25 protein-coding genes are annotated in these 24,489 nt (G+C 64.8%); 15 read left to right on the top strand and 10 right to left on the bottom strand.

Annotated features, from left to right (window positions below):
- Nucleotides 1-13 precede the first annotated feature (13 nt).
- The 3 genes from BI327_RS30375 to BI327_RS30365 form a co-directional block, all read right to left on the bottom strand.
- The gene (locus BI327_RS30375; RefSeq protein ID WP_076864959.1) at nucleotides 14-757 is read right to left on the bottom strand and encodes a haloacid dehalogenase type II; all 744 of its coding nucleotides are present in this window, start codon (nucleotides 755-757) and stop codon (nucleotides 14-16) included.
- Nucleotides 754-1,590 (bottom strand): dienelactone hydrolase family protein, encoded by an 837-nt coding sequence (locus BI327_RS30370; protein WP_076864958.1) that lies wholly within the window; start codon nucleotides 1,588-1,590, stop codon nucleotides 754-756. Before BI327_RS30370 ends, BI327_RS30375 begins: the two co-directional genes overlap by 4 nt.
- Nucleotides 1,591-1,748: 158 nt before the next feature.
- On the bottom strand, nucleotides 1,749-2,633 hold the full coding sequence (locus BI327_RS30365; protein ID WP_076864957.1) for an amidohydrolase family protein: 885 nt from the start codon (nucleotides 2,631-2,633) through the stop codon (nucleotides 1,749-1,751).
- 501 nt (nucleotides 2,634-3,134) lie between these two features.
- Between BI327_RS30365 and ykgO the strand changes: the two genes are divergently transcribed.
- On the top strand, nucleotides 3,135-3,260 hold the full coding sequence (gene ykgO / locus BI327_RS30360; RefSeq protein ID WP_002718645.1) for a type B 50S ribosomal protein L36: 126 nt from the start codon (nucleotides 3,135-3,137) through the stop codon (nucleotides 3,258-3,260).
- 104 nt (nucleotides 3,261-3,364) lie between these two features.
- On the top strand, nucleotides 3,365-4,033 hold the full coding sequence (locus BI327_RS30355; RefSeq protein ID WP_076864956.1) for a tetratricopeptide repeat protein: 669 nt from the start codon (nucleotides 3,365-3,367) through the stop codon (nucleotides 4,031-4,033).
- 75 nt (nucleotides 4,034-4,108) lie between these two features.
- Here the strand turns inward: BI327_RS30355 and BI327_RS42815 are convergent, their stop codons facing one another.
- Nucleotides 4,109-4,285, bottom strand: a complete 177-nt coding sequence (locus BI327_RS42815) for a hypothetical protein (protein ID WP_167386919.1) — start codon at nucleotides 4,283-4,285, stop codon at nucleotides 4,109-4,111.
- Between the two features lie 309 nt (nucleotides 4,286-4,594).
- Here BI327_RS42815 and BI327_RS30350 point away from each other — a divergent pair, with 309 nt between their 5' ends.
- From BI327_RS30350 to poxB, 3 genes are all read left to right on the top strand, one after another.
- Nucleotides 4,595-5,035: a PEGA domain-containing protein gene (locus BI327_RS30350; RefSeq protein ID WP_076864955.1), complete on the top strand. Its 441-nt coding sequence runs from the start codon at nucleotides 4,595-4,597 to the stop codon at nucleotides 5,033-5,035.
- 110 nt (nucleotides 5,036-5,145) lie between these two features.
- On the top strand, nucleotides 5,146-6,102 hold the full coding sequence (locus BI327_RS30345) for an alpha/beta fold hydrolase (RefSeq protein ID WP_076864954.1): 957 nt from the start codon (nucleotides 5,146-5,148) through the stop codon (nucleotides 6,100-6,102).
- A 117-nt stretch (nucleotides 6,103-6,219) separates the two neighbouring features.
- The gene (poxB, locus tag BI327_RS30340; protein ID WP_076865469.1) at nucleotides 6,220-7,956 is read left to right on the top strand and encodes a ubiquinone-dependent pyruvate dehydrogenase; all 1,737 of its coding nucleotides are present in this window, start codon (nucleotides 6,220-6,222) and stop codon (nucleotides 7,954-7,956) included.
- Nucleotides 7,957-8,015: 59 nt separating this feature from the next.
- Here the strand turns inward: poxB and cycA are convergent, their stop codons facing one another.
- Complete coding sequence (gene cycA, locus BI327_RS30335; protein ID WP_076864953.1) at nucleotides 8,016-8,408, bottom strand: cytochrome c-550 CycA; 393 nt, start codon at nucleotides 8,406-8,408, stop codon at nucleotides 8,016-8,018.
- A 245-nt stretch (nucleotides 8,409-8,653) separates the two neighbouring features.
- On the opposite strand from cycA, the gene BI327_RS30330 reads away from it, so the two are divergent.
- Complete coding sequence (locus tag BI327_RS30330; protein ID WP_076864952.1) at nucleotides 8,654-10,147, top strand: FAD-linked oxidase C-terminal domain-containing protein; 1,494 nt, start codon at nucleotides 8,654-8,656, stop codon at nucleotides 10,145-10,147.
- Here BI327_RS30330 and BI327_RS30325 read toward each other — a convergent pair.
- Complete coding sequence (locus BI327_RS30325; protein WP_076864951.1) at nucleotides 10,144-10,557, bottom strand: hypothetical protein; 414 nt, start codon at nucleotides 10,555-10,557, stop codon at nucleotides 10,144-10,146. The genes BI327_RS30330 and BI327_RS30325 overlap by 4 nt on opposite strands.
- A gap of 236 nt (nucleotides 10,558-10,793) precedes the next feature.
- Between BI327_RS30325 and BI327_RS30320 the strand changes: the two genes are divergently transcribed.
- Complete coding sequence (locus tag BI327_RS30320; protein ID WP_245334984.1) at nucleotides 10,794-11,939, top strand: acyltransferase family protein; 1,146 nt, start codon at nucleotides 10,794-10,796, stop codon at nucleotides 11,937-11,939.
- 47 nt (nucleotides 11,940-11,986) lie between these two features.
- On the opposite strand, the gene BI327_RS30315 is transcribed toward BI327_RS30320, so the two are convergent.
- Nucleotides 11,987-12,472: a putative quinol monooxygenase gene (locus BI327_RS30315; protein ID WP_245334983.1), complete on the bottom strand. Its 486-nt coding sequence runs from the start codon at nucleotides 12,470-12,472 to the stop codon at nucleotides 11,987-11,989.
- A gap of 172 nt (nucleotides 12,473-12,644) precedes the next feature.
- Here BI327_RS30315 and BI327_RS30310 point away from each other — a divergent pair, with 172 nt between their 5' ends.
- The 5 genes from BI327_RS30310 (at nucleotide 12,645) to BI327_RS30290 (ending at nucleotide 18,063) form a co-directional block, all read left to right on the top strand.
- Nucleotides 12,645-13,349, top strand: coding sequence for an ArsR/SmtB family transcription factor (locus tag BI327_RS30310; protein ID WP_245334982.1), 705 nt, complete (start codon nucleotides 12,645-12,647; stop codon nucleotides 13,347-13,349).
- A 32-nt stretch (nucleotides 13,350-13,381) separates the two neighbouring features.
- Nucleotides 13,382-14,611 carry an FAD-binding protein gene (locus BI327_RS30305; RefSeq protein ID WP_076864948.1) on the top strand — a complete coding sequence of 410 codons (1,230 nt, stop codon included), beginning with the start codon at nucleotides 13,382-13,384 and terminating at the stop codon, nucleotides 14,609-14,611.
- 106 nt (nucleotides 14,612-14,717) lie between these two features.
- The gene (gene glcF / locus BI327_RS30300; protein WP_076864947.1) at nucleotides 14,718-16,034 is read left to right on the top strand and encodes a glycolate oxidase subunit GlcF; all 1,317 of its coding nucleotides are present in this window, start codon (nucleotides 14,718-14,720) and stop codon (nucleotides 16,032-16,034) included.
- A gap of 253 nt (nucleotides 16,035-16,287) precedes the next feature.
- Nucleotides 16,288-16,674, top strand: coding sequence for a histone (locus BI327_RS30295; RefSeq protein WP_076864946.1), 387 nt, complete (start codon nucleotides 16,288-16,290; stop codon nucleotides 16,672-16,674).
- Between the two features lie 399 nt (nucleotides 16,675-17,073).
- Nucleotides 17,074-18,063, top strand: coding sequence for a TorF family putative porin (locus BI327_RS30290; protein WP_076865467.1), 990 nt, complete (start codon nucleotides 17,074-17,076; stop codon nucleotides 18,061-18,063).
- A 249-nt stretch (nucleotides 18,064-18,312) separates the two neighbouring features.
- Here BI327_RS30290 and BI327_RS30285 read toward each other — a convergent pair whose 3' ends face one another.
- Complete coding sequence (locus BI327_RS30285; RefSeq protein ID WP_076864945.1) at nucleotides 18,313-20,055, bottom strand: ABC transporter ATP-binding protein/permease; 1,743 nt, start codon at nucleotides 20,053-20,055, stop codon at nucleotides 18,313-18,315.
- Nucleotides 20,056-20,364: 309 nt separating this feature from the next.
- Between BI327_RS30285 and BI327_RS30280 the strand changes: the two genes are divergently transcribed.
- Nucleotides 20,365-22,035, top strand: a complete 1,671-nt coding sequence (locus BI327_RS30280) for an L-lactate permease (protein WP_076864944.1) — start codon at nucleotides 20,365-20,367, stop codon at nucleotides 22,033-22,035.
- Nucleotides 22,036-22,188: 153 nt separating this feature from the next.
- Nucleotides 22,189-22,596, top strand: a complete 408-nt coding sequence (locus BI327_RS30275; protein WP_076864943.1) for an META domain-containing protein — start codon at nucleotides 22,189-22,191, stop codon at nucleotides 22,594-22,596.
- 14 nt (nucleotides 22,597-22,610) lie between these two features.
- Here BI327_RS30275 and BI327_RS30270 read toward each other — a convergent pair whose 3' ends face one another.
- Nucleotides 22,611-23,240: a hypothetical protein gene (locus BI327_RS30270; RefSeq protein ID WP_143271714.1), complete on the bottom strand. Its 630-nt coding sequence runs from the start codon at nucleotides 23,238-23,240 to the stop codon at nucleotides 22,611-22,613.
- A gap of 221 nt (nucleotides 23,241-23,461) precedes the next feature.
- On the opposite strand from BI327_RS30270, the gene BI327_RS30265 reads away from it, so the two are divergent.
- Complete coding sequence (locus tag BI327_RS30265; protein WP_076865466.1) at nucleotides 23,462-23,926, top strand: GNAT family N-acetyltransferase; 465 nt, start codon at nucleotides 23,462-23,464, stop codon at nucleotides 23,924-23,926.
- A 22-nt stretch (nucleotides 23,927-23,948) separates the two neighbouring features.
- On the opposite strand, the gene BI327_RS30260 is transcribed toward BI327_RS30265, so the two are convergent.
- Nucleotides 23,949-24,329, bottom strand: coding sequence for a VOC family protein (locus tag BI327_RS30260; RefSeq protein WP_076864941.1), 381 nt, complete (start codon nucleotides 24,327-24,329; stop codon nucleotides 23,949-23,951).
- Between the last annotated feature and the right edge of the window lie 160 nt (nucleotides 24,330-24,489).

The raw sequence follows: 24,489 nt of genomic DNA, 5'->3' as shown, positions 1-24,489 counted from the left end.
GGGCTCTTGCTAGTCAGGATCTGGCAGACACCAAAGCAGGAAGCTCGGAGAGACCGTGGATCCGGTGATCGGGCACGACACCGAGCTCGTCCATCTGGGTACGCAGTGCCTTGAACATCGTCAATGGGGCGACCGTCTCGCTCTCGACACAGGCGAGCGCCATCGCTTCCGGCGTCACCCGCTCGATCCAGGCGACGTTGAGGCCGAACGCCTTGGCGCCGCAGGCGTCCCACGGATTGGAGGAGATGAACAGCACCTCCGCGGGAGGTATTTTCAACACCTCTTCGATCAGCGTGTAGGCCTCGGGCGCCGGCTTGAACACCTTGTGGGCATCGACGCTGATGGTTGCATCGAGCAGGCGATCGAGCCCCGAATTGCGCACCAGCGCATTCAGCATGTCGGGGCTGCCGTTGGAGAGGATCGCGAGCTTCTTGTCCTGCATCGCCTCGAGCGCTGCGACGGCATCCGGATACAGCGCGAGGTGCTGATATTTGTCGATGATGCGCCCGAAGGTCGCGTCGTCATATTGCAGGCCGAGGCAGCGCAGCGTGTAGGCCAGCGAGTCGCGGGTGGCTGTGGCGAAATCCTGGTAGCGCCGCATCAGCGTGCGCAGCCAGGAGTATTCGAGCTGCTTGAGGCGCCAGACCTGCGTGATGATGTCGCCATAGCCGGGGAACGCATCCTCGGTGATGTCGGCCACCGACTGGACGTCATAGAGCGTACCGTAGGCGTCGAAGACGATTGCTTTGATTGTCATTGTGGTCTCTCTTGCCCGCCGATCGTCGAATACAGGAATTTCCTGAGTGCGTCGACGGATTGGTCCCGCGCCGCCTCGTTGAATTCGAGGTGATGACCGAACTGCTGCTGGGGCGTGCGGAGCGAAGGCACGTCGAAATCGTGATAGGCGCCGGGATAGATGATGAGTTTGATCGGATACCCCGCGTCCTTCTGCCGTGAGATGCCGTAGTCGTCGTGGCCCTCGGCCAGGCTCCGGCATTCCTTGGCCGGTGTCCAGTCGTCGAGTTCGCCGACCATGATCAGCGTCGGCACCGTCATGTTGCCCTTGATGCTGAGGCAGGGCGGGTAGAACGCGACGGCGGCACGGAATTTCTCCGTCGCGTTTTGCTCGATCGCGCCGCGCTCGACCGAGAACAAGGCAAGCCAGGCGCCTTGCGAGAACCCGACCACCGCAATGCGATCGGGATCGACGGCCGATTGCCGGGTCAGGAAGCTCAACGCGCGATAGGCGTCATGGACGGTCGCCGCCGGCGGCCCGCTCGCGCAGGTGTTCGTGATACCGCGCGGCCCGAACCGGTCGACCGTGAGCGTGACGTAGCCCCAGGCCGCCAGTCGCCGGCCCCAGCGCTCGTCGAGTTGCTTGAAGAAGCCGCCGCAGCCGTGCAGCAGCACGACCGCGGGAGAGGGGCCCGGCCCGTCGGGCAATCGCAGATAACCTTGCAGCGCCTGTGCGCTGGCGAGCGGGCTCTCGAATTCGACGAAGGCGGCCGGCTGCTCGGCGCTTGCCGCACAGCCCAGCCCTGCGCTTCCGGTCAGTAGTGCGGCGAGGGCAAGTCCGGTGAAGTTCGTCATGAACCACCTCCGAAGCTTGCCGCCGATGATACTCCCTTAGCTCATGATGCGCTTCCACGGAATCGCATCATGAGCTCATCCCTTTGTTTGCGCATAATCTTTCCGGAAAACCGCTCGGCACTTTGCGCTAACGCGGCCCTCCGGGTCCGGATCACGCGCTAAATACCCAAAATCTTCCGCGCGTTGGCCTTCAGGACCTTGGGCCGGATCTCTTCGCGGATGTCGAGCTTGGCGAAATCGGCGAGCCAGCGATCAGGCGTGATGACCGGCCAGTCGGAGCCGAACAGCATCTTGTCCTGCAGGATCGAGTTGATGTAGCGCACCAGGATCGGCGGGAAATATTTCGGCGACCAGCCCGACAGGTCGATATAGACGTTCGGCTTGTGGGTCGCGACCGACAGCGCCTCTTCCTGCCAGGGGAAGGAGGGATGCGCGAGGATGATCTTGAGGTCGGGGAAATCGGCCGCGACGTCATCCATGTACATCGGGTTGGAATATTTCAGCCGCATCCCCATGCCGCCCGGCATGCCCGAGCCGACGCCGGTCTGGCCGGTGTGGAACAGCGCGATCGCGCCGCCCTCATTGATCGCCTCATAGAGCGGATAGGCCATGCGGTCGTTGGCGTAGAAGCCCTGCATGGTCGGATGGAATTTGAAGCCGCGGACGCCGTATTCCTCGATCAGCTTGCGCGCCTCGCGGACGCCGAGCTTGCCCTTGTGCGGGTCGATCGAGACGAACGGGATCAGCACGTCGAGATGATCGGAGGCGACCTCGAGCATCTCGTAATTGTTGTAGCGGCGGAAGCCGGTCTCGCGTTCGGCATCGACCGGAAAGATCACCGCAGCGATGTTCTTGGAACGGTAATAGGCCGCGGTCTCCGGCACGGTCGGCGGATGCTTGTGCGGCGACTTGAAATAGTCGGCCATCTGCGCCTGGAAATCGTCATAGCCGTCGTCGCCATGCATGCCGCACGGCTCCTCGGCGTGGGTGTGGATGTCGATCGCGACGACGTTCTCGATGTCGGGCAGTTTGAGCTTGGGCATTCGGCTTCCCCGGCGGCGTGTTTGTTGGTGATGAAAAATAATTATACTATATAACGATCTTCGCAAGCGGTCTGGGGCCGAAGCGACGCAAACGTTGATTCAGCTCCGACCGGCTGCGAAGCTCTGTTCGGGCCGCGCGCAGGTTCAAGCTCTCGGCGGGCAGCCACGATTCGCCGGCTGTGAAGCGATCTGCGGGTGCCACGGGATTGCCTCCCCGGCGCGATAATCGGTGGCGGTCTCCTGTTTCCGGAGCGATCTCAATGGCGTGGCGGGGTGGCTGGCGCAGGTTCCAGGCCGGGATAGGCCCGAAAATCGGCCTGCCTCGGTTGACATTTAACGGTCCGATGGCTTAGAACCCCGCCGTCCCGGGCGGCAGGCCGCTTGTCGGGATAAATCTCATTTCGCCAACTATTGGCTTCGCCAACTATCGGCTTCGTCAAGTATTGGCATTGATCAGGTACGGCCTCCAACACGGGCCTTTCGAAGTAACAGGATTGTCCCATGAAGGTCCGTAACTCGCTGAAGTCGCTGCGCGGCCGCCATCGCAACAACCGTCTGGTCCGCCGCAAGGGCCGCGTCTACGTGATCAACAAGGTCCAGCGCCGCTTCAAGGCGCGCCAGGGTTGATCCGACAGGGTTGATTTCGCGCGGATCGGTTTCCGATCCTCCTTTCACAGGTCTTTGACGCCGCGCTGCTTTGCAGTGCGGCTTTGTGCGTCTACACTTCGGCAATGGGATTAAACTTCGGATTTAAGCTCATTGCGCCCACCAACCGTCGGCTGGCGATCCTGATCGCCGCGCTTCTGGCCATGCCTGTCGCGGCCGCCGCGCAGGACGATCCCCGGGTGGTCCCGCCGCCCAGGACACAGAAGAAACTGCCGGAAGCTCCGACCAAGCTGCCGAAGGTTCCGGCCGACCGCACCCGCGGGCTGGATTTCCTGTTCGGCGCGCTGAAGGCTGCGCCCGATGAAGACAGTGCCCGCCATGTCGAGGCGCGGATCTGGGCGCTGTGGCTGCAAACCCCGAGCGATACCGCGGCACTCTTGATGGTGCGCGCCAAGGCCGCGCTCGACGCCCAGAATGTCGATGTCGCGCTGAAGCTTCTGGACGCGGTGATCAAGCTCCGGCCCGACTATGTCGAGGCCTGGAACCGGCGCGCGACGATCTACTACCTCAAGAACGACTACGTCCGTTCGCTGTCCGATCTACAGCAGGTGCTGACCCGCGAGCCTCGCCATTTCGGTGCGCTGGCGGGTGTCGGCATGATCATGCAGGACATGGGCGACGACAAGCGTGCGCTCGACGCCTTCCGCAAGGCGCTGGCGGTCGATCCCTACCTCGAGAAGGTGCCGCAGATCGTCAAGCAGCTGACCGAGAAGGTCGAAGGCCGCGACATCTGATTGCGTGCGATTGACGCGAGAGGGCAGGTGGCTCGCGAGGCTGATGCTGACTCGCGATACGATCTGGCGAGGGAACTAGTGCAGGAACTTGCCGCGGGACGCGCTGTCCTGGGCGATCGCAGCATAGAATTGCTGAAGCTCCGCCTCCAGGTGCTCATTCACGAGCAACAGTGCCTTCAGGGCGCCGCGCAGGTCGCCATTGCAACTTGCCACGATCTGATCGATGGCCGCTTCGCTAGGGTCGGAAATCATGATACTCCTCCGATTACTTCCCGTTGAACTCGTCGTGCGGACGCGGGTTCCCGTGAATCCTGTGCAAAAGCCAAGAAGTATTCCCGGTAGCGTCCCCGGTTTCGATGAAGCCTTGCGACTGATGGCGAAATTGCCACCATCAAACGATGGAATTACTAATGACGCAGGGTTGAGCCCGCTATCCACAGGCCTGGCGCATTGTGGACAACTGCCCGCCAAGCCGGATCAAGCCCCACCATTAGGCTAAAGGTTGATTGCCCTCGCCCACAAGTTGCGACACAACGCAGCTGGCTGGGGGAAGACAATTTTATGAAATCGATTATTGCTGCGGCGCTTTGCGTCGCATTGGGCGGCTGCGCGTCGGTGACACGCGGCACGACTGAAACCATTTCCATTGCATCGACGCCGGCAGGCGCGACCGCCGACATCGCAGGATTGGAGGCACCGACCGCCTGCGTGACGCCGTGCGCGATTCAGGCCAAGCGCAACGCGGACATCGTCGTGACGATCAGCAAGGAAGGCTATCAGTCGCAGATCATTCCGCTGACCAAGGACATCAGCGGATCCGGCGGGGCAGGCTTCGCCGGAAATCTGCTGCTTGGCGGCGTTGTCGGCATGGGTGTGGATGCCGCGACCGGGGCGGCGCTGGACCACAAGCCCAATCCCGTGATCGTGACGTTGCAGCCCACGACGCCTCCGCCGCCGCCACCACGGCCGCCGCGACGCCGCGAGTCGAAGCCCGTCTCGTAGCGAGTCGGCTTGGCACTATTGGACTTGGCGCGGCAAAGCGGGATAGCATCGAAACCGGCTCGCACCTCCGCCGTAGCTTCCCGGTGCGCAGGATTATCCGGATCTTCTTGATGCTCGTCTTGATCGTCGTGCTGGCGGTGGCCGGGCTGGCGCTGGCGACACAGCTCGGCGTCCAGCTGATCCAGCGTGCATTCCAGCCCCAGGGCCGCATGATCGATGTGGCCGGCGCGCGGCTGCATGTGGTCGAACTCGGCCCGCGCGATGCCGCGGGGCCGCCGATCGTGCTGCTGCATGGCGCAAGCTCCAACCTCCGCGCGATGCAGCCGCTCGGCGAGCGCATTGCCAAGACGCATCGGGTGATCCTGATCGATCGGCCGGGCCATGGCTGGAGCACGCGCGAGCGCGTCGCGGATTCGACGCCTGCGATCCAGGGCCGGATGATCGCCGACGCGCTGACCAAGATCGGCGTCGAGCGGGCGATCGTGGTGGCGCATTCCTGGGCCGGCGCGCTCGCCCTGCGCATCGCGCTCGATCATCCGGATCGCGTCGCAGGCCTCGTGCTGCTCGCCCCCGTCGCCTATCCCTGGCGCGGCGGCGCCGGCCGATACAATGACGTGATCGCGACGCCGCTGATCGGGCCGCTGCTCGCGTACACGATCACGCTGCCGCTCGGCTATCTCGTCGCCGGTTCGGGCGCGCGCGGCGTGTTCGCGCCGCAGCCGATGCCGGATGATTTTGTCCGCGACAGCGCGACGTTGCTGCTGCTGCGCCCGCGCGAGTTCATCGCCAATGCGCGCGACCTAGTGACGCTGAAGGCCGCCGTTATTGAACAGGCGCCGCGCTATGCGGAAATCACCGCACCGGTGTCGATCATTTCGGGCGATGTCGACAAGACGGTCTCGACCGGCATCCATTCGCGGCCGCTTGCCGCCACGGCGCCCAACGCCAGGCTCATCGTGCTGCCGGGCACAGGCCATATGGTGCAGTACGCCGCGCCCGATCTGGTGGCCTCCGAGATCGAGGCGATGGCCGAGCGGATGGCGCGGCACTCGGCAATGGCGGATTAGCCCTCTGCGGCGCCTTGCGATCCAAGCGAAATGTGATCCGGCAAGGCTTGCGCCGCCGCGTGGCGCCGAACATCATCCGTGCCGCGCGGTTTCGACTATCAGCAAAGGACACGTCTCATGCGGATCGACAACATCGCCGACCTCATCGCTGAAACCCTTGCCCAGGCCGGCGTGAAGCGCATCTACGGTGTCGTCGGCGACAGCCTCAACGGCCTGACCGAGGCGTTGCGCAAGCGCGGCACGATCGACTGGCTGCATGTGCGCCACGAGGAGGTGGCGGCGTTCGCCGCCGCTGCCGAATCGCAGATCACGGGCGATCTGGCGGTATGCGCGGGCTCCTGCGGCCCGGGCAATCTTCACCTCATCAACGGCCTGTTCGACGCGCATCGCAGCCGTACGCCGGTGCTGGCGCTGGCGGCGCAGATCCCGTCGGCCGAGATCGGCGGCGGCTATTTCCAGGAGACCCATCCGCAGGACCTGTTCCGCGAATGCAGCCACTATTGCGAGCTGGTGTCGGACCCGGCGCAATTGCCCTACATGCTGGAGAACGCGATCCGCGCCGCGGTCGGCAAGCGCGGCGTGGCGGTGCTGGTGCTGCCCGGCGACGTCGCGATGCGGCCGGCGCCGAAGCGCGACATCGCGCCGAATGCCGGCCTGCTGCCGCCGGTGCCGGTGGTGCGTCCGGCCGATGCCCAACTGAACGCGCTCGCCGCGCTGCTCAACGGCGCGCGGCGCGTCACGCTGTTCTGCGGCCGCGGCTGCGCCGGCGCGCATGACGGTTTGATCAAGCTTGCCGAGACGCTGAAGAGCCCGATCGTGCATGCGCTCGGCGGCAAGGAGTATGTCGAATACGACAATCCCTATGACGTCGGCATGACCGGCTTCATCGGATTCTCCTCCGGTTATGCCGCCATGCACGGCTGCGACGTGCTGCTGATGCTGGGCACTGACTTTCCCTACAAGCAGTTCTTCCCGACCGGCATCAGCATCGCCCAGGTCGATATTCGCCCGGAAAATCTCGGCCGCCGCTGCAAGCTCGATCTCGGCATCGTCGGCGACGTCGGCGAGACCATCGCCGCGCTGCTGCCGAAACTCAATCCGAAGACCGACCGCAAATTTCTCGACGCCAGCCTCGCGCATTACAAGGACGCCCGCGCCGGGCTCGACGATCTTGCCCGCGGCAAGCCGGGCCAGAAGCCGATCCATCCGCAATATCTGGCGCGGCTGTTGAGCGAGCAGGCGAGCGAGGACGCGGTGTTCACCGCCGACGTCGGCACGCCGACGATCTGGGCTGCGCGTTACCTGAAAATGAACGGCCGCCGCCGGCTGGTCGGCTCCTGGGTGCACGGCTCGATGGCCAATGCGATGGCGCATGCGATCGGCGCGCAGGCGGCGCAGCCCAAACGGCAGGTGGTGTCGATGTCCGGCGACGGCGGCTTTGCCATGCTGATGGGCGATCTGATCACGCTGACGCAGGCGAAGCTGCCGGTGAAGGTCGTGATCTTCAACAACAGCGTGCTCGGCTTCGTCGCGCTGGAGATGAAAGCTGCCGGCTTCATCGAGACGGGGGTCGATCTGAAGAATCCGGATTTCGCGGCGATGGCCCGCGCGATGGGCATTCACGGCGTCCGGGTGGAGGATCCCGGCGAGCTCGAGGGCGCGATCCGCAACGTCTTCGCGCATGACGGCCCGGCCGTGCTCGATGTCGTGACCGCGACGCAGGAATTATCGATGCCGCCGACCATAACGCTGGAGCAGGTGAAGGGCTTCAGCCTGTGGGTGCTGCGCGCCGTGATGAGCGGCCGCGGCGACGAGGTGGTCGACCTCGCCAAGACCAATCTGTTGCCGCGCTGAACGCAACAAAACGTCCGCCCTGGCTTGTGCGCAGGGCGGACGACGTCCGATGCCGCCGATTACTTCTGCTTCCCGTCCTTGTCGAACGACGACACGTAGGCCCACAAATTGTTGGCTTCGGTCTCGTTCTTGATGCCGGCGAACGCCATCTTGGTGCCGGGGATCTTGGCCTTCGGATCCTTGATGTATTCGAGGAACTGATCCTTGTTCCAGGTGATGCCGGAATTCTTGTTGGCATCGGAATAGTTGTAGTCCGGCGCGGTGCCGGAGTGGCGGCCGTCGAGGCCGTTGAGCTCGGGGCCGACCTTGTTCTTGGCGCCTTCACCGATCGCGTGGCAGGCGAGGCATTTGTTGAACGAGGTCTTGCCGGCGGCGGCATCCTGCGCCAGCGCGGAGGATGCAGTGGCCAGCGATGTGACGACCGCCAGCGCGCTCAAGGTCTTTAGGTTCATGGGGTTCTCTTCGTTTCGTCCCGGGAGGTAGTGATCGTTTGTGGCATGCCCAGCTTGGACAGGACAAGCCACGAAACTTTGACAGGTTTCATGGCCGCCCGCTTGTCCGAGAGAGAACTCGCCATCGTGGGGTGAGGCAATCCGACCTTCGGCCGGTTGACTGAAACAGGTGCAGACGTGATTGATTTGTCGTAACAAATCGACAAAGGGCGAAAGCCGTCCCAAAGCCGTCCAAGGGAACAACGATGTCCATCATGATGCCGGCGGCCGACCAGGCCGTGCTTGCCCGCCGCGCCGAGATCGTGGCCGCCTTGCGCGCCATCGTCCCGGGCGAGGGCGTGATCGACAGTGCCGCGGAGATGCTGGCCTATGAATCCGACGGCCTGACTGCCTACCGGCAGCCGCCGATGGTCGTGGTGCTGCCCGATACCACCGAGCAGGTCGCGAAGGTCCTCAAATATTGCCAGGAGCAGGGCATCAAGGTCGTGCCGCGCGGCTCCGGCACCTCGCTGTCGGGCGGCGCGCTGCCGCTCGCCGACGCCGTGCTGCTGGGCTTGGGCAAGTTCAAGCGGATTCGCGAGATTGACTTCGACAACCGCGTCGTTGTCACCGAGCCCGGCGTCACCAACCTTGCGATCAGCCAGGCGGTGGCCCATGCCGGCTTCTATTACGCGCCGGATCCGTCGTCGCAGATCGCCTGCTCGATCGGCGGCAATGTCGCGGAGAATTCCGGCGGCGTGCACTGCCTGAAATACGGCATGACCACCAACAACGTGCTGGGCTGCGAGATCGTGCTGATGTCGGGCGAGATCCTGCGCATCGGCGGCAAGTCGGCCGAGAATGCCGGCTACGATCTGATGGGGATCATCACCGGCTCGGAAGGACTGCTCGGCGTCATCACCGAGATCACGGTGCGCATCCTGCAGAAGCCGGAGACGGCGCGCGCGCTGATGGTCGGCTTCGCCGAGGTCGAGGCGGCCGGCGAATGCGTGGCGCGGATCATCGGCGCCGGCATCATCCCGGGCGGCATGGAGATGATGGACAAGCCGGCGATCCACGCCGCGGAAGCTTTCGTCCATGCCGGCTATCCGCTCGACGTCGAGGCGCTCCTGATCATCGAGCTCGATGGCCCGTCGATCGAGGTCGACGAGCTGATCAATCGGGTCGAGACCATTGCCAAGGGCTGCGGCTCGGTGACGCTGCAGATCTCCAATTCGGAGGCCGAGCGCAACCTGTTCTGGGCCGGCCGCAAGGCGGCATTCCCCGCGGTCGGGCGGATCTCGCCGGATTATCTCTGCATGGACGGCACCATCCCGCGCGGCGCGTTGCCGAAGGCATTGGCGCGGATCCGCGACCTCTCGGAGAAATACGGCCTCGGCGTCGCCAATGTGTTCCACGCCGGCGACGGCAATCTGCACCCCTTGATCCTCTACGATGCCAACAAGCCGGGCGAGATCGAGAAGGCGGAGGCGTTCGGTGCCGACATCCTGCGCTGCTGTGTCGAGCTCGGCGGCGTGCTGACCGGCGAGCACGGCGTCGGCATCGAGAAGCGCGATTTGATGCCGGAGATGTTCACCGAGATCGACCTCAACCAGCAGCAGCGGCTGAAATGCGCCTTCGATGCCCAGGGCCTGCTCAACCCCGGCAAGGTGTTTCCGACGCTGCATCGCTGCGCCGAGCTCAGCCGCGTCCATGTCCACGCCGGCAAGCTGGCCTTCCCGGACATCCCGCGGTTCTAGTACCGCCGCAGCAGGCCGGCTGCGGCGCCGGCATCGCCATATTCGGCGCAGGCTCGGTCCGGGTCCTGGATCAATTCCGCCCGGACTCGCTTGAACGTCGTGCCGGCCGCTTCGGACACCTCGGGACGGAATTTATCCGGATCGTAGTCATTGCCGTCGTGGGCCTTGATGGCCGCGTCGAAGGCGTTGATCAATGCCATCGCGGCATCGGGGCTGCCGAGAAGCCGGGCGCCGAGTTGAACGCCACCGGCACCGTCGGGCTCATAGCCGGCGCATCGCTGTTCGAGCACTGCGGCCGCGGTGACGAGCTGCTCGAGGAACGTCGCCTCGGCCTCGGTGAGCATTGCGGCACGCGCCGGCCCTGCCGCGATCATCGCGAGCAGCGCGGCGGCTGTCAGCTTGATGTTCATGGTGGCGGTTCTCCTGCGGCGGTTGGGCCGCAACCAAAATCACCGGTTGTCGATCGGTACATTTCGACGGATCGCGCTCACCAGCCGATAACGTTAACCGATGCTTGCCGCGATCGCCGCGGCAAGCCGTCAGGGCTGCCGTCGCCTGTCCGCGCAATCTGCGGCGGGCACCGTTTACACGGCCTTCAACTGTTCCCCGGTATTTTCGCAAGATGCATGTCTTCGGGAAAACGTCGATGCCGAGCCTGGCCGATCAGCTGGCGCTTGCGCGCAATCGGCCCGCGGGGTTCGACTACATGCGGATTGCGCTGGCGTCGACGATCATCTGCCTGCACAGCGCGAACGTGACGCTCGGGCTCGGCCGGGCGCTGGAAATCCAGAGCACGCTGCGGATCGGCATCGCGATGATCCTGGCGCTGTTCTTCGCCTTGAGCGGCTTTCTGGTGACCGCGAGCCTGCAGCGCTGCAAGAGCCTGATCTCGTTCCTCGGCCTGCGCGTGCTTCGGATCGGGCCGGCGCTCGCGGTCGAGACCACACTGTCGGCCGTCATCATCGGTTCGGTCTTCACCGAATTGCCATTGGCGCAATATGTCGCCGACCCGAAATTCCACGCCTATTTTCTCAATATCGTCGGCGACATCCATTACGAGCTGCCGGGCGTCTTCCTGCACAATCCGCTGCCGGACCTGGTGAATGCCCAGCTCTGGACCGTGCCGTATGAATTGTGGTGCTACGTCGTGCTGGCGCTGCTCGCGGTGACCACGATCTGCTTCAACAGGGTGGCCTACCTTGTATTCCTGGTGGTCGTTCAAGTCGCGCTGTTCGCCTACGACATCTATCGCTGGGACGAGGTGCCGATCCAGCTGCGCCCGCATCTTCTGGTGTTCTGCTTCCTTGCCGGCGTCGGCTTCTATCTCTGGCGCGACAAGGTGCCGTATCACCGGACCGTCTGCCTGCTGGCGCTGGTGGCCTGTGCCGCCGGCATGGCCACCGGACGCGGCGACGCGCTGGCGCCGGTGCCGGCCGCCTATGTCGCGTGCTATTTCGGCCTGATGAATCCGCGGCGGAGCTGGATCGTGTCGTCGGGTGATTACTCCTATGGGCTCTATCTCTATGGCTTCGTCATCCAGCAATGCGTCGCCGCATTCGGCCCGCCGGTTCAGCACTGGTATCTGAACATCCTGATCAGCCTGCCGCTCGCCTTCGGCGTCGCCGTCGCGTCCTGGCATCTTGTCGAGAAGCACGCGCTTGGCCTTCGCAGCCATGTCGAGACGCTCGAAGCCGCGGTGCTGTCGCGGATCGCGATCATCGGCTTCTGGCGCGGCTCGCCCGAGCGGGGCGAGCTGCGCGCAAACCTCGGCAACAGCAGCGCCTCAGTCTGACCTGCATCCGCGGGAAGGAGTTTGCATCCTCCCCGCGGTGCCACAGGTCACAGCAGCACGTATTGCGTCCGCTCGCGCTTGGCGAGCAGCGGCAGGGCCTGCTCCGCGATGTAGGTCTTGAAGTAGGCGCTCTCCCCATGGGCCTTGAACGCCGCTTCGTCCTGGAACAATTCGTAGAACAGGAATTGCGCCGGATTGTCCTTGCCGCGGCCGATCAGGAACAGCTTGGTGCCGGGGTCCTTCTGCGCCTCGGGCAGGAAGCGGTCGAGAATTTCCGCGACCTTGTCGGCCTGGCCTTCCTTGGCTTCCCATTGCGCCACGACCAGAAGGCCTGACGTGTTGATCGCGTCGCTGATGGTTCTCGTGCTCATCGCATAGTGCTTCATTGGCATTCCTCCGTTGCTTTGCTCCGATCGAGCTTGCGATCCGGCCCAGGGCGAGGCGCCGGCGATCGTCATGATCGCTGCGAACGAGCCGATGGCCGATCGTCGGGTGAGCATCATCGTCGTGGTGGTGACTTCCGAACGTTTCATGAGCGCCTCCAGATCATTCGCGCCGGCCATCTGCCGGCCGAACCGCAAGGCGAGAGATAGTGGATCGTCCGGTGAGCTCGGTTAGGTCACGATCGAAGTGTCGATGTCGTGAACATTTCGATCATGATCGAAGCGTTACGGCGGCGTGGCGTGCGACAAGCGGATGACGTCGATGCCGGAGCCGGCCATGCAGACCATCGCACCAGAGCTTGCCGAACTGGCCGCCCTGATCGCCGATCCCGGGCGTGCCAGCATCCTGTCGCGGCTGATGGACGGGCGCGCGCAGACTGCGAGCGAGCTCGCGCGGGTCGCTTGCGTGACGCCGCAGACCGCGAGCTGGCATCTTTCGCGGCTGGTCGAACGCGCGCTGCTCAGGGTCGAACGGCGCGGTCCGCGCCGCTTCTACCGGCTGGCCACGCCGCTGGTTGCGCAGATGCTCGAGGGCATGATGACGGTTGCGGCGATCGATCCGCATCCCGCCCGTCCGCCACCGCGGATCGATCCGGAGATGCGCCGGGCACGGACCTGCTACGACCACCTTGCGGGCGAGCTCGGGGTCGCCGTTACCGATGCGATGCGGGAGCACGGCCACCTCCACCTCGACCCGGAGGCCGGCGAACTGACCGCTTCGGGCCGCGCATTTCTCCGTGATCTCGGCATCGACCTGCGTGCGCCGGCACGAAGCCGGCGGCTGCTGTGCCGGCCTTGTCTCGATTGGAGCGAGCGGCGCCCGCATCTGGCCGGGCGGGCAGGGGCCGCGGTTGCCGACCTCGCGTTGCAGCAGGACTGGATCCGGCGGCGGCCGCAGGGCCGTTCCGTGGAGATCACCGAGACCGGGCTTGTCGCATTCAGGGACTTGTTCGACGCGCGCATTTGATTTCGGAGCCAAATTTCGATACCGCCTAGCGTGTGGAAACGCTCAAAGTCAGAGACATCAAGGATGTCGAAGAGGTGGTGCGCGCGGCGGTTGCCAGCGAGCAGCCGCTTGAGATCATTGGTCATGGATCGAAGCGCGCCATCGGCCATCCGATGGCGACCAATGCGGTGCTCGACGTCTCGGTGCTGAACGCGGTCACCTCCTATGAGCCGAACGAGCTGATCATCACCGTTCAGGCCGGCGCGCCGCTCGCCGACGTGCAATCCCTGATCGACGCCAAGAACCAGCAATTCGCCTTCGAGCCGATGGACACCTCCGTGCTGCTCGGCGGCTCGGGCGCCGGCACGATCGGCGGCATGATCGGCGCGGGCCTTGCCGGTCCCCGCCGCATCAAGGCCGGCGGTATCAGGGATCATCTGCTCGGGGCCCACGCCGTGTCCGGGTTCGGCGACAGCTTCAAGACCGGCGGGCGGGTGGTGAAGAACGTCACCGGCTACGATCTCTGCAAGCTGCTCACCGGTTCCTGGGGCACGCTCGCGGTCATGACCGAGGTGACGCTCAAGGTCATGCCGAAACCGGAAGCCGAGCGGACGCTGCTGCTGCGCGGGCTCGACGACCTCACCGCCAACAAGGCGATGACGGCGGCGCTGGGCTCGCCCTTCGACGTCTCGGGCGCGGCGCACGTGCCCGGTTCGGCGCTGCGGTCCGCCACCGGCGCGCTCGCCGGCCTCGCAGCCTCCGGCCAGGCGGTCACGCTGGTGCGGCTCGAGGGCATTTCGGCGTCGGCGGCACACCGCGCCGCCTCGCTGAGCCAGACACTCTCATCCTATGGAACGGTCGACGTCCTCGCTGACGATGCGTCGGCTTCGATCTGGAGCGCGCTGCGCGACGTGGTGCCGTTCGCGGCCAACGGCGCGCTCGGGGCGTGGCCGGTATGGCGCATCGTCTGCCCGCCGGCCTCAGGCGGCGCGCTGGGCCAGGCGCTGGCGCGCTCAACCGGGGGCGACGTGATCTACGACTGGGGCGGCGGGCTGATCTGGGCCGCGGTGCCGCCCAATGCCGACGCGCAGGCCACGCTGGTCCGCAGCCGGGTCGAGGCGGTCGGCGGACACGCCATCCTGATCCGCGCCGCCGAGGATGTGCGCCGTACGGTCGACGTATTCCAGCCGCAGGCGGCCGGGCTCGCCGCGCTCGGCGAACGGGTCAGGGCAAGCTTCGATCCGAGGTCGGTCCTCAACCGCGGCCGGATGACCAAGGCATGATCCGGAAAAGTGCGAAGCGGTTTTCCGAAAAGATCAGGCCCAAACAAGGAGCTGAAGCGCGATGACGATTCTACCTCATCTCATCGCGCCTTAGAGGCGGGGGCGCATGAAGACCGAGTTTACCCTGGCGCAGCTTGCCGATCCCGACGTCAAGGAAGCCGACAAGATCCTGCGCGCCTGCGTGCATTGCGGTTTCTGCACTGCGACTTGTCCGACCTATGTGCTGCTTGGCGACGAGCTCGATAGCCCGCGCGGCCGCATCTATTTGATCAAGGAGATGCTGGAGAAGGACAAGCCGCCGACGGCTGACGTGGTCAAGCATATCGACCGCTGCCTGTCGTGCCTTGCCTGCATGACCACCTGCCCCTCGGGCGTGAATTACATGCACCTCGTCGACCAGGCGCGGGTCAGGATCGAGCGGGATTATCAGCGGCCGCTGACCGAGCGGCTGCTGCGGTCGGTGCTCGCCCTCGTGCTGCCGCGGCCGGGCTTGTTCCGGATCAGCATGATCCTGGCCGGGCTCGCCCGCCCGTTTGCGGCGCTGCTGCCAACCCCGTCGGTCGGTGCGTCGAGCCCCGGCCTGCTACGGCGGATCAAGGCGATGCTGGCACTCGCGCCGCGCGGCCTGCCGCCGCCGGGTCCGGCTGCGGGAACCGTGTTCGCGCCGATCGGCCGGCGGCGCGGCCGGGTCGCGCTGTTACAGGGCTGCGCCCAGCAGGTGCTGGCGCCACGCATCAACCAGGCTGCGATCAACGTGCTGACCCGGCACGGCGTCGAGGTTGTGCTGGTCAAGGACGAGCAATGCTGCGGCGCGTTGACCCATCATATGGGGCAGGACGGCGACGCACTGGCGCGGGCGCGCGCCAACATCTCGGTGTGGCAAAGGGAAGCGGACCAGAACGGGCTCGACGCCATTCTGGTCACGACCTCGGGCTGTGGGACAGTTGTCAAGGACTACGGCTACCTGCTGCGCGAGGACAAAACATTCGCGGAGCCGGCCAAGCGAATCTCGGCGCTGGCAAAGGATATCACCGAGTATCTCTCAGCTCTCGAGCTCGCGCCTTCAACGCAGAAAGGCGACGTCACCGTTGCCTATCACTCGGCTTGTTCGTTGCAGCATGGACAGAAAATCACTCAACTTCCGAAAGAATTGCTTTCCAAGAATGGATTCGTGGTGAAAGATGTGCCTGAGAGCCATTTGTGTTGCGGTTCGGCGGGGACCTACAACATTCTCCAGCCCGACATTGCGAGCAGATTGCGCGATCGCAAGGTCGCCAATATTGCGCTTGTCAAACCGGACATGATCGCTGCGGGCAATATTGGCTGCATGGTTCAGATTGCCGGCGGTACGTCAGTTCCTGTGGTGCACACGATTGAGCTTCTCGATTGGGCGACAGGAGGTCCCCGGCCAGGATTGAATTGATCGACTGCCACTCGAGCATGATCCGGACCTCAGCCTTGCCCTGACACAACGTGTCCGACCAATGTGTCTGACGCAATGTGCCTGAAGCAATCTGAAGGACCGGCGCTTCCTTAGCCACAGACGCGAAGCGATCGCGCGGCCATCATGCCCGACAAGCGAGGTGGAGGGTGCCTCACCCGAGGCAGCTGCTGTCCGGCAAGCGATCACTTCAATACGCCCGGTGGACTCACATAGCGGCAACAGGAGGACCACGATGGCGAAGTCGAAGAAGGCGAAGAAAAGCAAGAAGGCCAAAAAGGCCAAGAAGGCGGTAGCGGCCAAGAAGAAGTCGGCCAAGAAGTCCGCGAAGAAGTCGGCCAAGAAGGCCGCGAAGAAATCTGCAAAGAAGTCGGCGAAGAAGGCGGCCAAGAAGACTGCGAAGAAAGCCGCAAAGAAGGCTGCTCCGAAGAAGGCCGCACCGAAGAAGGCTGCGAAGAAAGCTGCCAAGAAGAGTGCGCCGAAGAAGGCCGCCGCGCCGAAGCCGGCCGCCCCGGTCGCAGCTCCGGCGCCCGAGCCTGCGCCGCAGCCGGCCCCGAGCTGGGCCACGCCGAGCCACGAACCGGCGCCGAGCTGGGGCACTTCCGACGGCGAGCACCACTAGCCGAACCCGTCACCGAACCTGGACCGGTTCACCTGATCGAAGCCGCAGCGGACGCCGCTGCGGCTTTTTCCGTATCGGCAGACAGTCCGTGGTTTTGCGGGCACGGCGATTCGCCTCGACGCCTTCGCTTCAGGCCAGCTGTTGCTCGGCTCCCACGTCAGGCGCCCGGCTCAACCGTTACGGGAGCGTCAATCTTGTGGTGCAAATGCAACACCCGCCGATCAACATGCGGCGCCATGGCTAGAACGCCTAAAAAGGCGGCAGGTGCATGTCTTTTTGGCTTCACGGTACCGTGCACGCAATTCAAATTGATCCCACTCGATTTAGTTGCAGTCCGCTATCGCGCGCCCTGGGGGGCCACCGGAGCCGGGCTGTTTGGAAAAGTAGATGGGGATCGTCATGAAGAAACTGGCTTTGTTAGCAACGGCGCTAGCAATGATTTCGAGCTCGGCAATGGCAGCTGACATGGCGGTGAAGGCCGTCAAGGCGCCGCCGCCGGCTCCGTTCGATCCCTGGGACATCGCCTTCGGCGCAGGCATCATGAACGACTACATCTTCCGTGGTGTCACCCAGTCCAACCACAATCCGTCGGTCACCGCCTATTTCGAGCCGCGCTACAACGTCAACAAGGACCTGCAGCTCTACATCGGTACGTCGACCGAAAGCATCTCCTTCGCCAACCGCGCTGCGGCCGAAGTCGACGTCTACGGCGGTATCCGCCCGACCTTCGGCGCCTTCGCCTTCGACATCGGTGTCTGGGGTTATCTGTATCCGGGTGGAACCTGCTTCTTCGGCGCCGCCGCCGACACCGCAGGCAACCCGCTCAGCCCGCAGTGCGCCGCCAACTTCCTGCCGAACGGCAACGTGATGAAGAAGGACGTGTCGTTCTTCGAAGTCTACGGCAAGGTCACCTACACCATCAACGACAACTGGGCGTTCACCCTGAACGAGTACTACTCGCCGAACTTCCTCAACACCGGCGCCTGGGGCAACTACTCGTCGATCATCGGCAAGTACACGGCGCCCAGCACCGTGTTCGGCACCAGCGGCGTCGGCATGTATGTTTCGGGTGAGTTCGGCCGGCAGTGGCTCGGCACCTCGGACAGCTTCTACGGCGTTCCGGCGTTCCCGAACGGCATCAAGTATGCCGACTACAACACCTGGAACATCGGCATCGGCTTCACCTACAAGGTGTTCACGCTCGACCTGCGCTACTCCGACACGGATCTGTCGAAGGGCAATTGCAGCGCCTTCACCAGCGACTTCACCGCAGGCGGAACCACCAACGTCACCCCGATCAATCCGCTCGGCACGGGCTCCAACTGGTGCGGCGCGGCCGGCATCGCCAAGCTTTCGGTCGACCTGACGGCGGCATCCAGCCTGAAGTAATCTCTCCTTCCGGAGACCGAGAGGGCGGCAGAGCAATCTGCCGCCCTCTTTGTTTGGACGATCGGTTTTCGGCGGCCAGTGCCGCGGCTTCGATTTTCACCTCTCCCCGCCGGGAAGAGGTCGGCGCGAAGCGCCGGGTGAGGGTTCTTGCTCTCTCGATAGACCGTGACCCCTCACCCGATTTGCTGCGCAAATCGACCTCTCCCAAGGGAGAGGTGAACCGCGCCCTCGGCCCTGACTCCGCTTGGCCTACGACGCCGTGGCCTCGACCTTGTCGCGCAGGGTGAAGCGGTCGCCGTCGCGGACCAGCGTGACGTTGCGCTGATGGAAGGCCTCCAGAGTCGCGCGGTGGCCGATCGAAACCACGGTGGTGCCGGGCAGCTTCTCGGCGATCAGCCGGTACAGCGCGGCTTCCGACGGTTCGTCGAGCGAGGCCGTCGCTTCGTCCAGGAACAGGAATTGCGGCCGATGCAACAGCGCGCGGGCGATGCCGAGCCGCTGCTGCTCGCCGAGCGACAGCATCCGGTTCCAGTGCGCCTCCTCGCCGAGCCGCGCCGCCAGCTGCGGCAGGCCGACGGCAGTGAGCACCTCGCGGACCCGTCCCGCGTCGAATTGCGCGGCCTCGCCCGGATAGACGACGGCGTCATGCAGCGAGCCGATCGGCAGATAGGGACGCTGCGGCAGCATCATCAGGCTGGCGTTGGCTGGGACCTGGACTGCGCCGCGGCCGAACGGCCAGATGCCGGCTACCGCGCGGAACAGCGTCGACTTGCCGGCACCGGAGGGACCCGTGACAAGGGTGCGTTCATTGTCGCGGAGGCTGAAGCCGTCAGCCGTGAGCAAAGGCTTGCCGTCCGGCAGCGTGACCAGGAGATCGTCGAGATCGATCGTGTCGCCGCCCGCGGGCTTGACGTGGATGATGTCCTGCCGCTGCGCGAGCGCATCGCCGCCGCGGATCGAGTTCTCGAAGCCATCGAGACGGGCGACCACCGATTGCCATTCGGCCAGCGTCCGGTAGGCCGTGATGAAGAACGACAGTGAATCCTGCACGCTGCTGAAGGCGGAGGCGGTCTGCATCATGCCGCCGAGCTGGATCTTGTTGGCGAAATAGGCCGGCGCGATCAGCACATAGGGGAAGATCACGGCGGCTTGCGAATAGGTTGCGGTGAACGCGGTCAGCTTCTTGGTTCGCTGCATGATGCTGAGCCAGTTTCCGACCACGAAGCCGAAGCGATCGAGCAATCGCGTGCGCTCGGCCGGTTCGCCGCCGAGCAGTGCAATCTGCTCGGCGTTCTCGCGGGTCCGTACCAGGTTGAAGCGGAAATCGGCTTCGAACCGCTGCTGTCGGAAGTTGAGGTCGACGAGCGGCCGGCCGATCAAATGGGTCAACACCGTTCCGAGCGTCGCGTAGACCAGCGCGCCCCACACCAGATAGCCGGGAATCCCGATGTCGTTGCCGAACAGATGCAGCGGCGCCTGATTGGAAAGGCCCCACAGGATGACCACGAAGGACGCGAGCGTCACGACGGAGCTCAACAATCCGATCCCGAGCGTAAGGGTCTGCTCGACGAAGCGCTGGGTGTCGTCGGCGATACGCTGGTCCGGGTTGTCAGCGGCATCGCCGAGCAACTGCATGCGGTAGTGGTTGGCATCGTGCAGCCAGCCGCCGAGATAGCGCGTGGTCATCCAGCGCCGCCAGCGGATCTGCAGCCATTGATTGAGGTAGAGCTGGTAGACCTTCAGGCCGATCCAGAACGCCGCGAGCACGCAGAAATAGCCGATCTGATAGGTGAAGACCGCCTGATCGCGCTCTTGCAGTGCGTTGTAGAAGACATTGTTCCAGCGGTTGAACAGCACGGTCAGAAAAACGGTGGCGAGTTCGATGACCACCACCGCGGCCAAAAGCCCGCGGCCTGCCCATTTGTCGTCGGAGCTGAAATAGGGCGAGGCGATGCGCCACACGGTCGCGAGCGTCGAGCGAATGTTGTTCACAGATTATCGTCTCCGGGGAAGGGGCCGCAAAGGCCTGAAGATTCGGGACAATCAGGGCGTTCCTCGACTAAAGTCGTAGGTCTGGCATGCAAGCGTTGGCTTGTCCCGGCGATCGAGTCAACCCTAGCATGACGACAACGGCGAGGGGCGGGGGACCTTCGATTTTTCGCGAGGATGTGAGCGATCCTTACCGATCGTTCATTCGCGAGCCGGGGCTGCAACTATTCCGACGGACTCCCGCAATCGCACCAGCGGCGCCTGCCTGCACCGAGGCTGGCGCGCTGCATAAGAACGTGGGGAGGACCCGAGATGAACACCTGGAATCAAATCTACAATCCGCTGGGCAATGCGGGGCTGTCGACGGTCGCAGCCGCGATACCCGTGGTCACGCTGCTGGTCCTGATCGCCAGCGGCAAGGTGAAGGCGCATATCGCGGCCATCATCGCCGTGATCGTGACCAACCTGATCACGATCTTCATCTTCACGATGCCGGCCAACATGTCGATCCGCGCCACGCTGCTCGGCGTCATCACCGGGTTCTTCCCGATCGGCTGGATCGTGCTCAACGTCATCTTCCTCTACCAGGTCACGGTGAGATGCGGGAAGTTCGAGCTGTTGAAGCGCGCGGTCGGTGGCGTCACCGAGGACCGGCGGTTGCAGCTTTTGCTGATCGCGTTTTCGTTCGGCGCGTTCTTCGAGGGCGCCTCGGGCTTCGGCACCCCGGTCGCCATCACCGGCGCGGTGCTGATCGGGCTCGGCTTCTCGCCGCTCGCAGCCTCCGGCCTGTCGCTGATCGCCAACACCGCCCCGGTCGCCTTCGGCGCGCTGGGCACCCCGATCCAGGGCCTCTCTTCGGTCACCGGGCTCGATCCCTACATCCTCGGCGCCATGGTCGGCCGGCAGCTGCCGCTGTTCTCGCTGATCGTGCCGTTCTGGGTGGTGTGGGCGTTCGCGGGCTGGCGCGGCATGAAGGAGGTGTGGCCGGCGATCCTGGTCACCGGCGTGTCGTTCGCGGTCCCGCAATATGTGATCTCGAACTACATCAACCCCTGGATCGTCGACATCGGCGCCTCGCTGATCTCGATGGGGGCGCTGATCCTGTTCCTCAAGGTCTGGCAGCCGCGGCAGCTCTGGCTGTCGCCGGCACTGCGCGGCCGCGATGAATCGGCCGCGACGATGGCGGCCGCGCCGCCGCTCGACAAGACACCGCTGACCCAGGGCGAATTGTGGAGCGCGCTCTTGCCGTGGATCATCGTCTGCATCCTGATGCTGATCTGGGGCAATGGCGCCTTCAAGACCTGGGCGAACGCCAACTTCGTCTGGAATTATCCGGTCCCCGAGCTCGACAAGCTGATCTTCAAGGTGCCGCCGGTGGCCGCCAAGCCGACGCCGGAAGGCGCCGTGTTCGGCTTCACCTATCTGTCGTTCACCGGCACCGGCATGCTGATCGCCGCGATCATCTCGGGTCTCTTGATGGGCTTCTCGCCGCTCAAGCTGATCGCCGAATATGGCCGCACCATCCGGCTCTGCGCGATCTCGCTGATCACGATCTCGGCGATGCTGGCGATCGGCACGCTGACCCGGCTGTCCGGCGTCGACGCCACGCTCGGTCTCGCCTTCGCCGCGACCGGCGTGCTGTATCCCTTCTTCGGCACGCTGCTCGGCTGGTTGGGCGTGGCGCTGACCGGATCGGATACCGCCTCAAACGTGCTGTTCGGCAATCTGCAGAAGATCACCTCCGAGCAGCTCGGCCTGTCGCCGGTCCTGATGGCGGCGGCGAACTCCTCGGGCGGCGTGATGGGCAAGATGATCGACGCGCAATCGATCGTGGTCGCCTCGACCGCGACCAACTGGTACGGCCACGAAGGATCGATCCTGCGCTACGTGTTCCTGCACTCGATCGTGCTGGCGTGTCTGGTCGGCCTGTTCGTGACCCTGCAGGCCTATGTGTACCCGTTCACCGCGATGGTCCTGAAATAACGAGGCGAGGCGTCGCCCAAACGAGATCCCCGCGGGCGCGAGCCCGCGGGGATTTTGCTTTTCAAGGGCTTTTTCTTGCACCGGCAAGCTGGCCAATCCTGGTCTCGTCCCATAGAAGGGCGGCATCGCAATTCCCGGGAATGGCATCAGTCGATGAAGCGGATTTTGAACGGCGGCATGGCCGCGTTAGCGCTCTTTGCCGCGGCGCTCGCCGCGGTTCCGGCTCACGCCCAGGAAGAATTCCCGTTCGGCTTCGTGATGACGCTCGATGCCGCGCGCATGCCCGGCTCCAAGCGGATTCCCTCGATCGAGGTCGGCGACAATGGCGAGGTGATCCTCGAGCTGTGGTGCGACGGCGGCAAGGGCCAGTTCTCGGTTGCCGGCAACACCATCGTCTTCGTTCCCGGTGCGATGGAGAACCGCACCTGCACGCCGGAGCGGGCGCAGGCCGACAAGGATCTGCTCACTGTGCTCGGCGACATGACGAGCTGGCGGCGGCACGGTGACGAGGTCACGTTCATCGGAAGCAAGTCGCTGCGTTTCGTGATCAACAGCAACTAATCTCTACTCGCCGCTCAGGGCGTCGCGATCAGTCCGCTCGCGGTGGCGACGATCCAGCGGTTGCCCCAGCGCACGATGGAATCGACCCGTCCGAGGCCGGGGACGACGTCGCCGCGCGCGGCCATCTTGACGCCTTCCGGCCCCTCGAGCACGGCGGTGCCGTCGCGGACCTCGACCACCGACCATCCGGGGATGGTGCTCGGCCGCGTCTCCGGCCCCGCTGCGAGCTGCGGCTTCGGCGCCAGCGCGGCGGCTTGCGCACTGAGCGTCGTGGGCGCCGCGCCCAGAACCTGCGGGCGCGGATTGGCGGGAGCGGTCTTGGGAATGCTGCCGGTGACCGACGGCTCGGCGTTGGAGGCGGTCCGCCGCGGCCCCTCGCTCCTCCGGCTCGGCGGCGCCTCCGCAACGTGCGGGGCAGGCGCTTCCTTCTGGGCCATCGGGACGGGCGCCGGCGTTGCGAAGTCGTGCCAGTTGGCGCCGCCGGTCCATCCCAGCACGAAGCTTGCGGCGAGCGCCGTGGCCGCCAGCAGCGCGGTGCCGATACGATCGGCAAACGGCTCCCGCAACAGCAGGGCTGCGTCGTGGTTTTCGCCTGAGACGTCCCAGAGGTCCGCCGTCTGCGCCGGCGAATGACCCTCCGTCACATCTGTTGGCCAGATGCTCGCAGCACTGATCGGCTCGCGGTCTTGCATGGCGTGACCTGTGTTCGGTGACGCAAAGGATGATCCTCGAAACTAAATCGAGCCTTAATTTTCGGTGACCGAACTGCGGCAGCACGAAGTCTTTTGGTCGCAGGCCCCCGTAAATTGACGGGCCGGTGCGGGCGGCCGACAATCCGGACGACGATCCTGCATTGCGGCCAGAGATGCACAAGCCTGACGTCAGCATCGCTCCCGAAGACCCGCGGCAGCTGGAGGTGCGGCGGCTGATCGATCTGTCCGACGCCTACATGCAGGCGCTGTATCCGCCTGACAGCAATCACCTCGCCGCGGTCGAGACGCTCGCCGTCCCGGGCACCGTCTTCCTCGTCGCGCGGCGCGGGGGCGACGTGCTCGGCTCGATCGCCTTCCGTCGCATCGCGCCTGATCATGCCGAGATGAAGCGGATGTTCGTGCGTGCCGATGCGCGCGGCCACGGGCTCGGCCGCCGCCTGCTCGACGCGCTGGAAGACGCGGCGCGCAGCCGGCAGATCGTGCGCATCAGCCTGGAGACCGGAATCCGGCAGCCGGAGGCGATCGGGCTCTATCGCGCCGCCGGCTACCGGGAATGCCCGCCGTTCGGCGGCTACGCGCCCGATCCGCTCAGCCTGTTCATGACCAAGCGCCTCTGATCCGGGGCGTTCGCGTGCGGGCCTACGCCTCGTGCAGCTCCGGCGCCGTGGCGATCTCGACGACGATGTTGCCGGGCGCGGTGCAGTAGAAATGCGCGCCGCGTCCGGAGCGTCCGGCCTCCTGGATCTGCTGCGGCGACAGGCCGGTGGCGGCAAGCTCATCGCGCTTGGCCGCAAGTGCGGCGCGGTCCGCGACATAGAAGCCGAGATGGAAGGTCTCGGGATAGGCCGGCGGATCGCTCGGCTTCAGCCGCATCAAGGTGAGCACGAAGCCGTCGTCATTGCCGAGGATGGTGAAGGTGGAGCCGCGCTCCAGCAGGCTCTTGAAGGCGAAGAAGCGCCGGAAGAAGGCGGCAAGGTCGCTGACATCCGAGGTCGCGAGATTGAGATGTTTCAGTTGCATGGTTCATCCGTTCGGGTTTGAGGAACGGACGGTGACGACGCCGAAGCCGACGGAAGGGCCGAAATGGTGACGCGCATGACCCAACCGGCAGCGTGACGGTCTCGTCACTCTGTCCGGCCGTGGGTCTCACCGCAAAGCGGCGGGCTAGTCTTCCCGTCTC

It is taken from the genome of Bradyrhizobium mercantei (genome assembly GCF_001982635.1).
Lineage (GTDB): Bacteria > Pseudomonadota > Alphaproteobacteria > Rhizobiales > Xanthobacteraceae > Bradyrhizobium > Bradyrhizobium mercantei.
The sequence above is the reverse complement of the archived record's forward strand: the minus strand, read 5'-3'. Positions and strand labels throughout refer to the sequence as shown.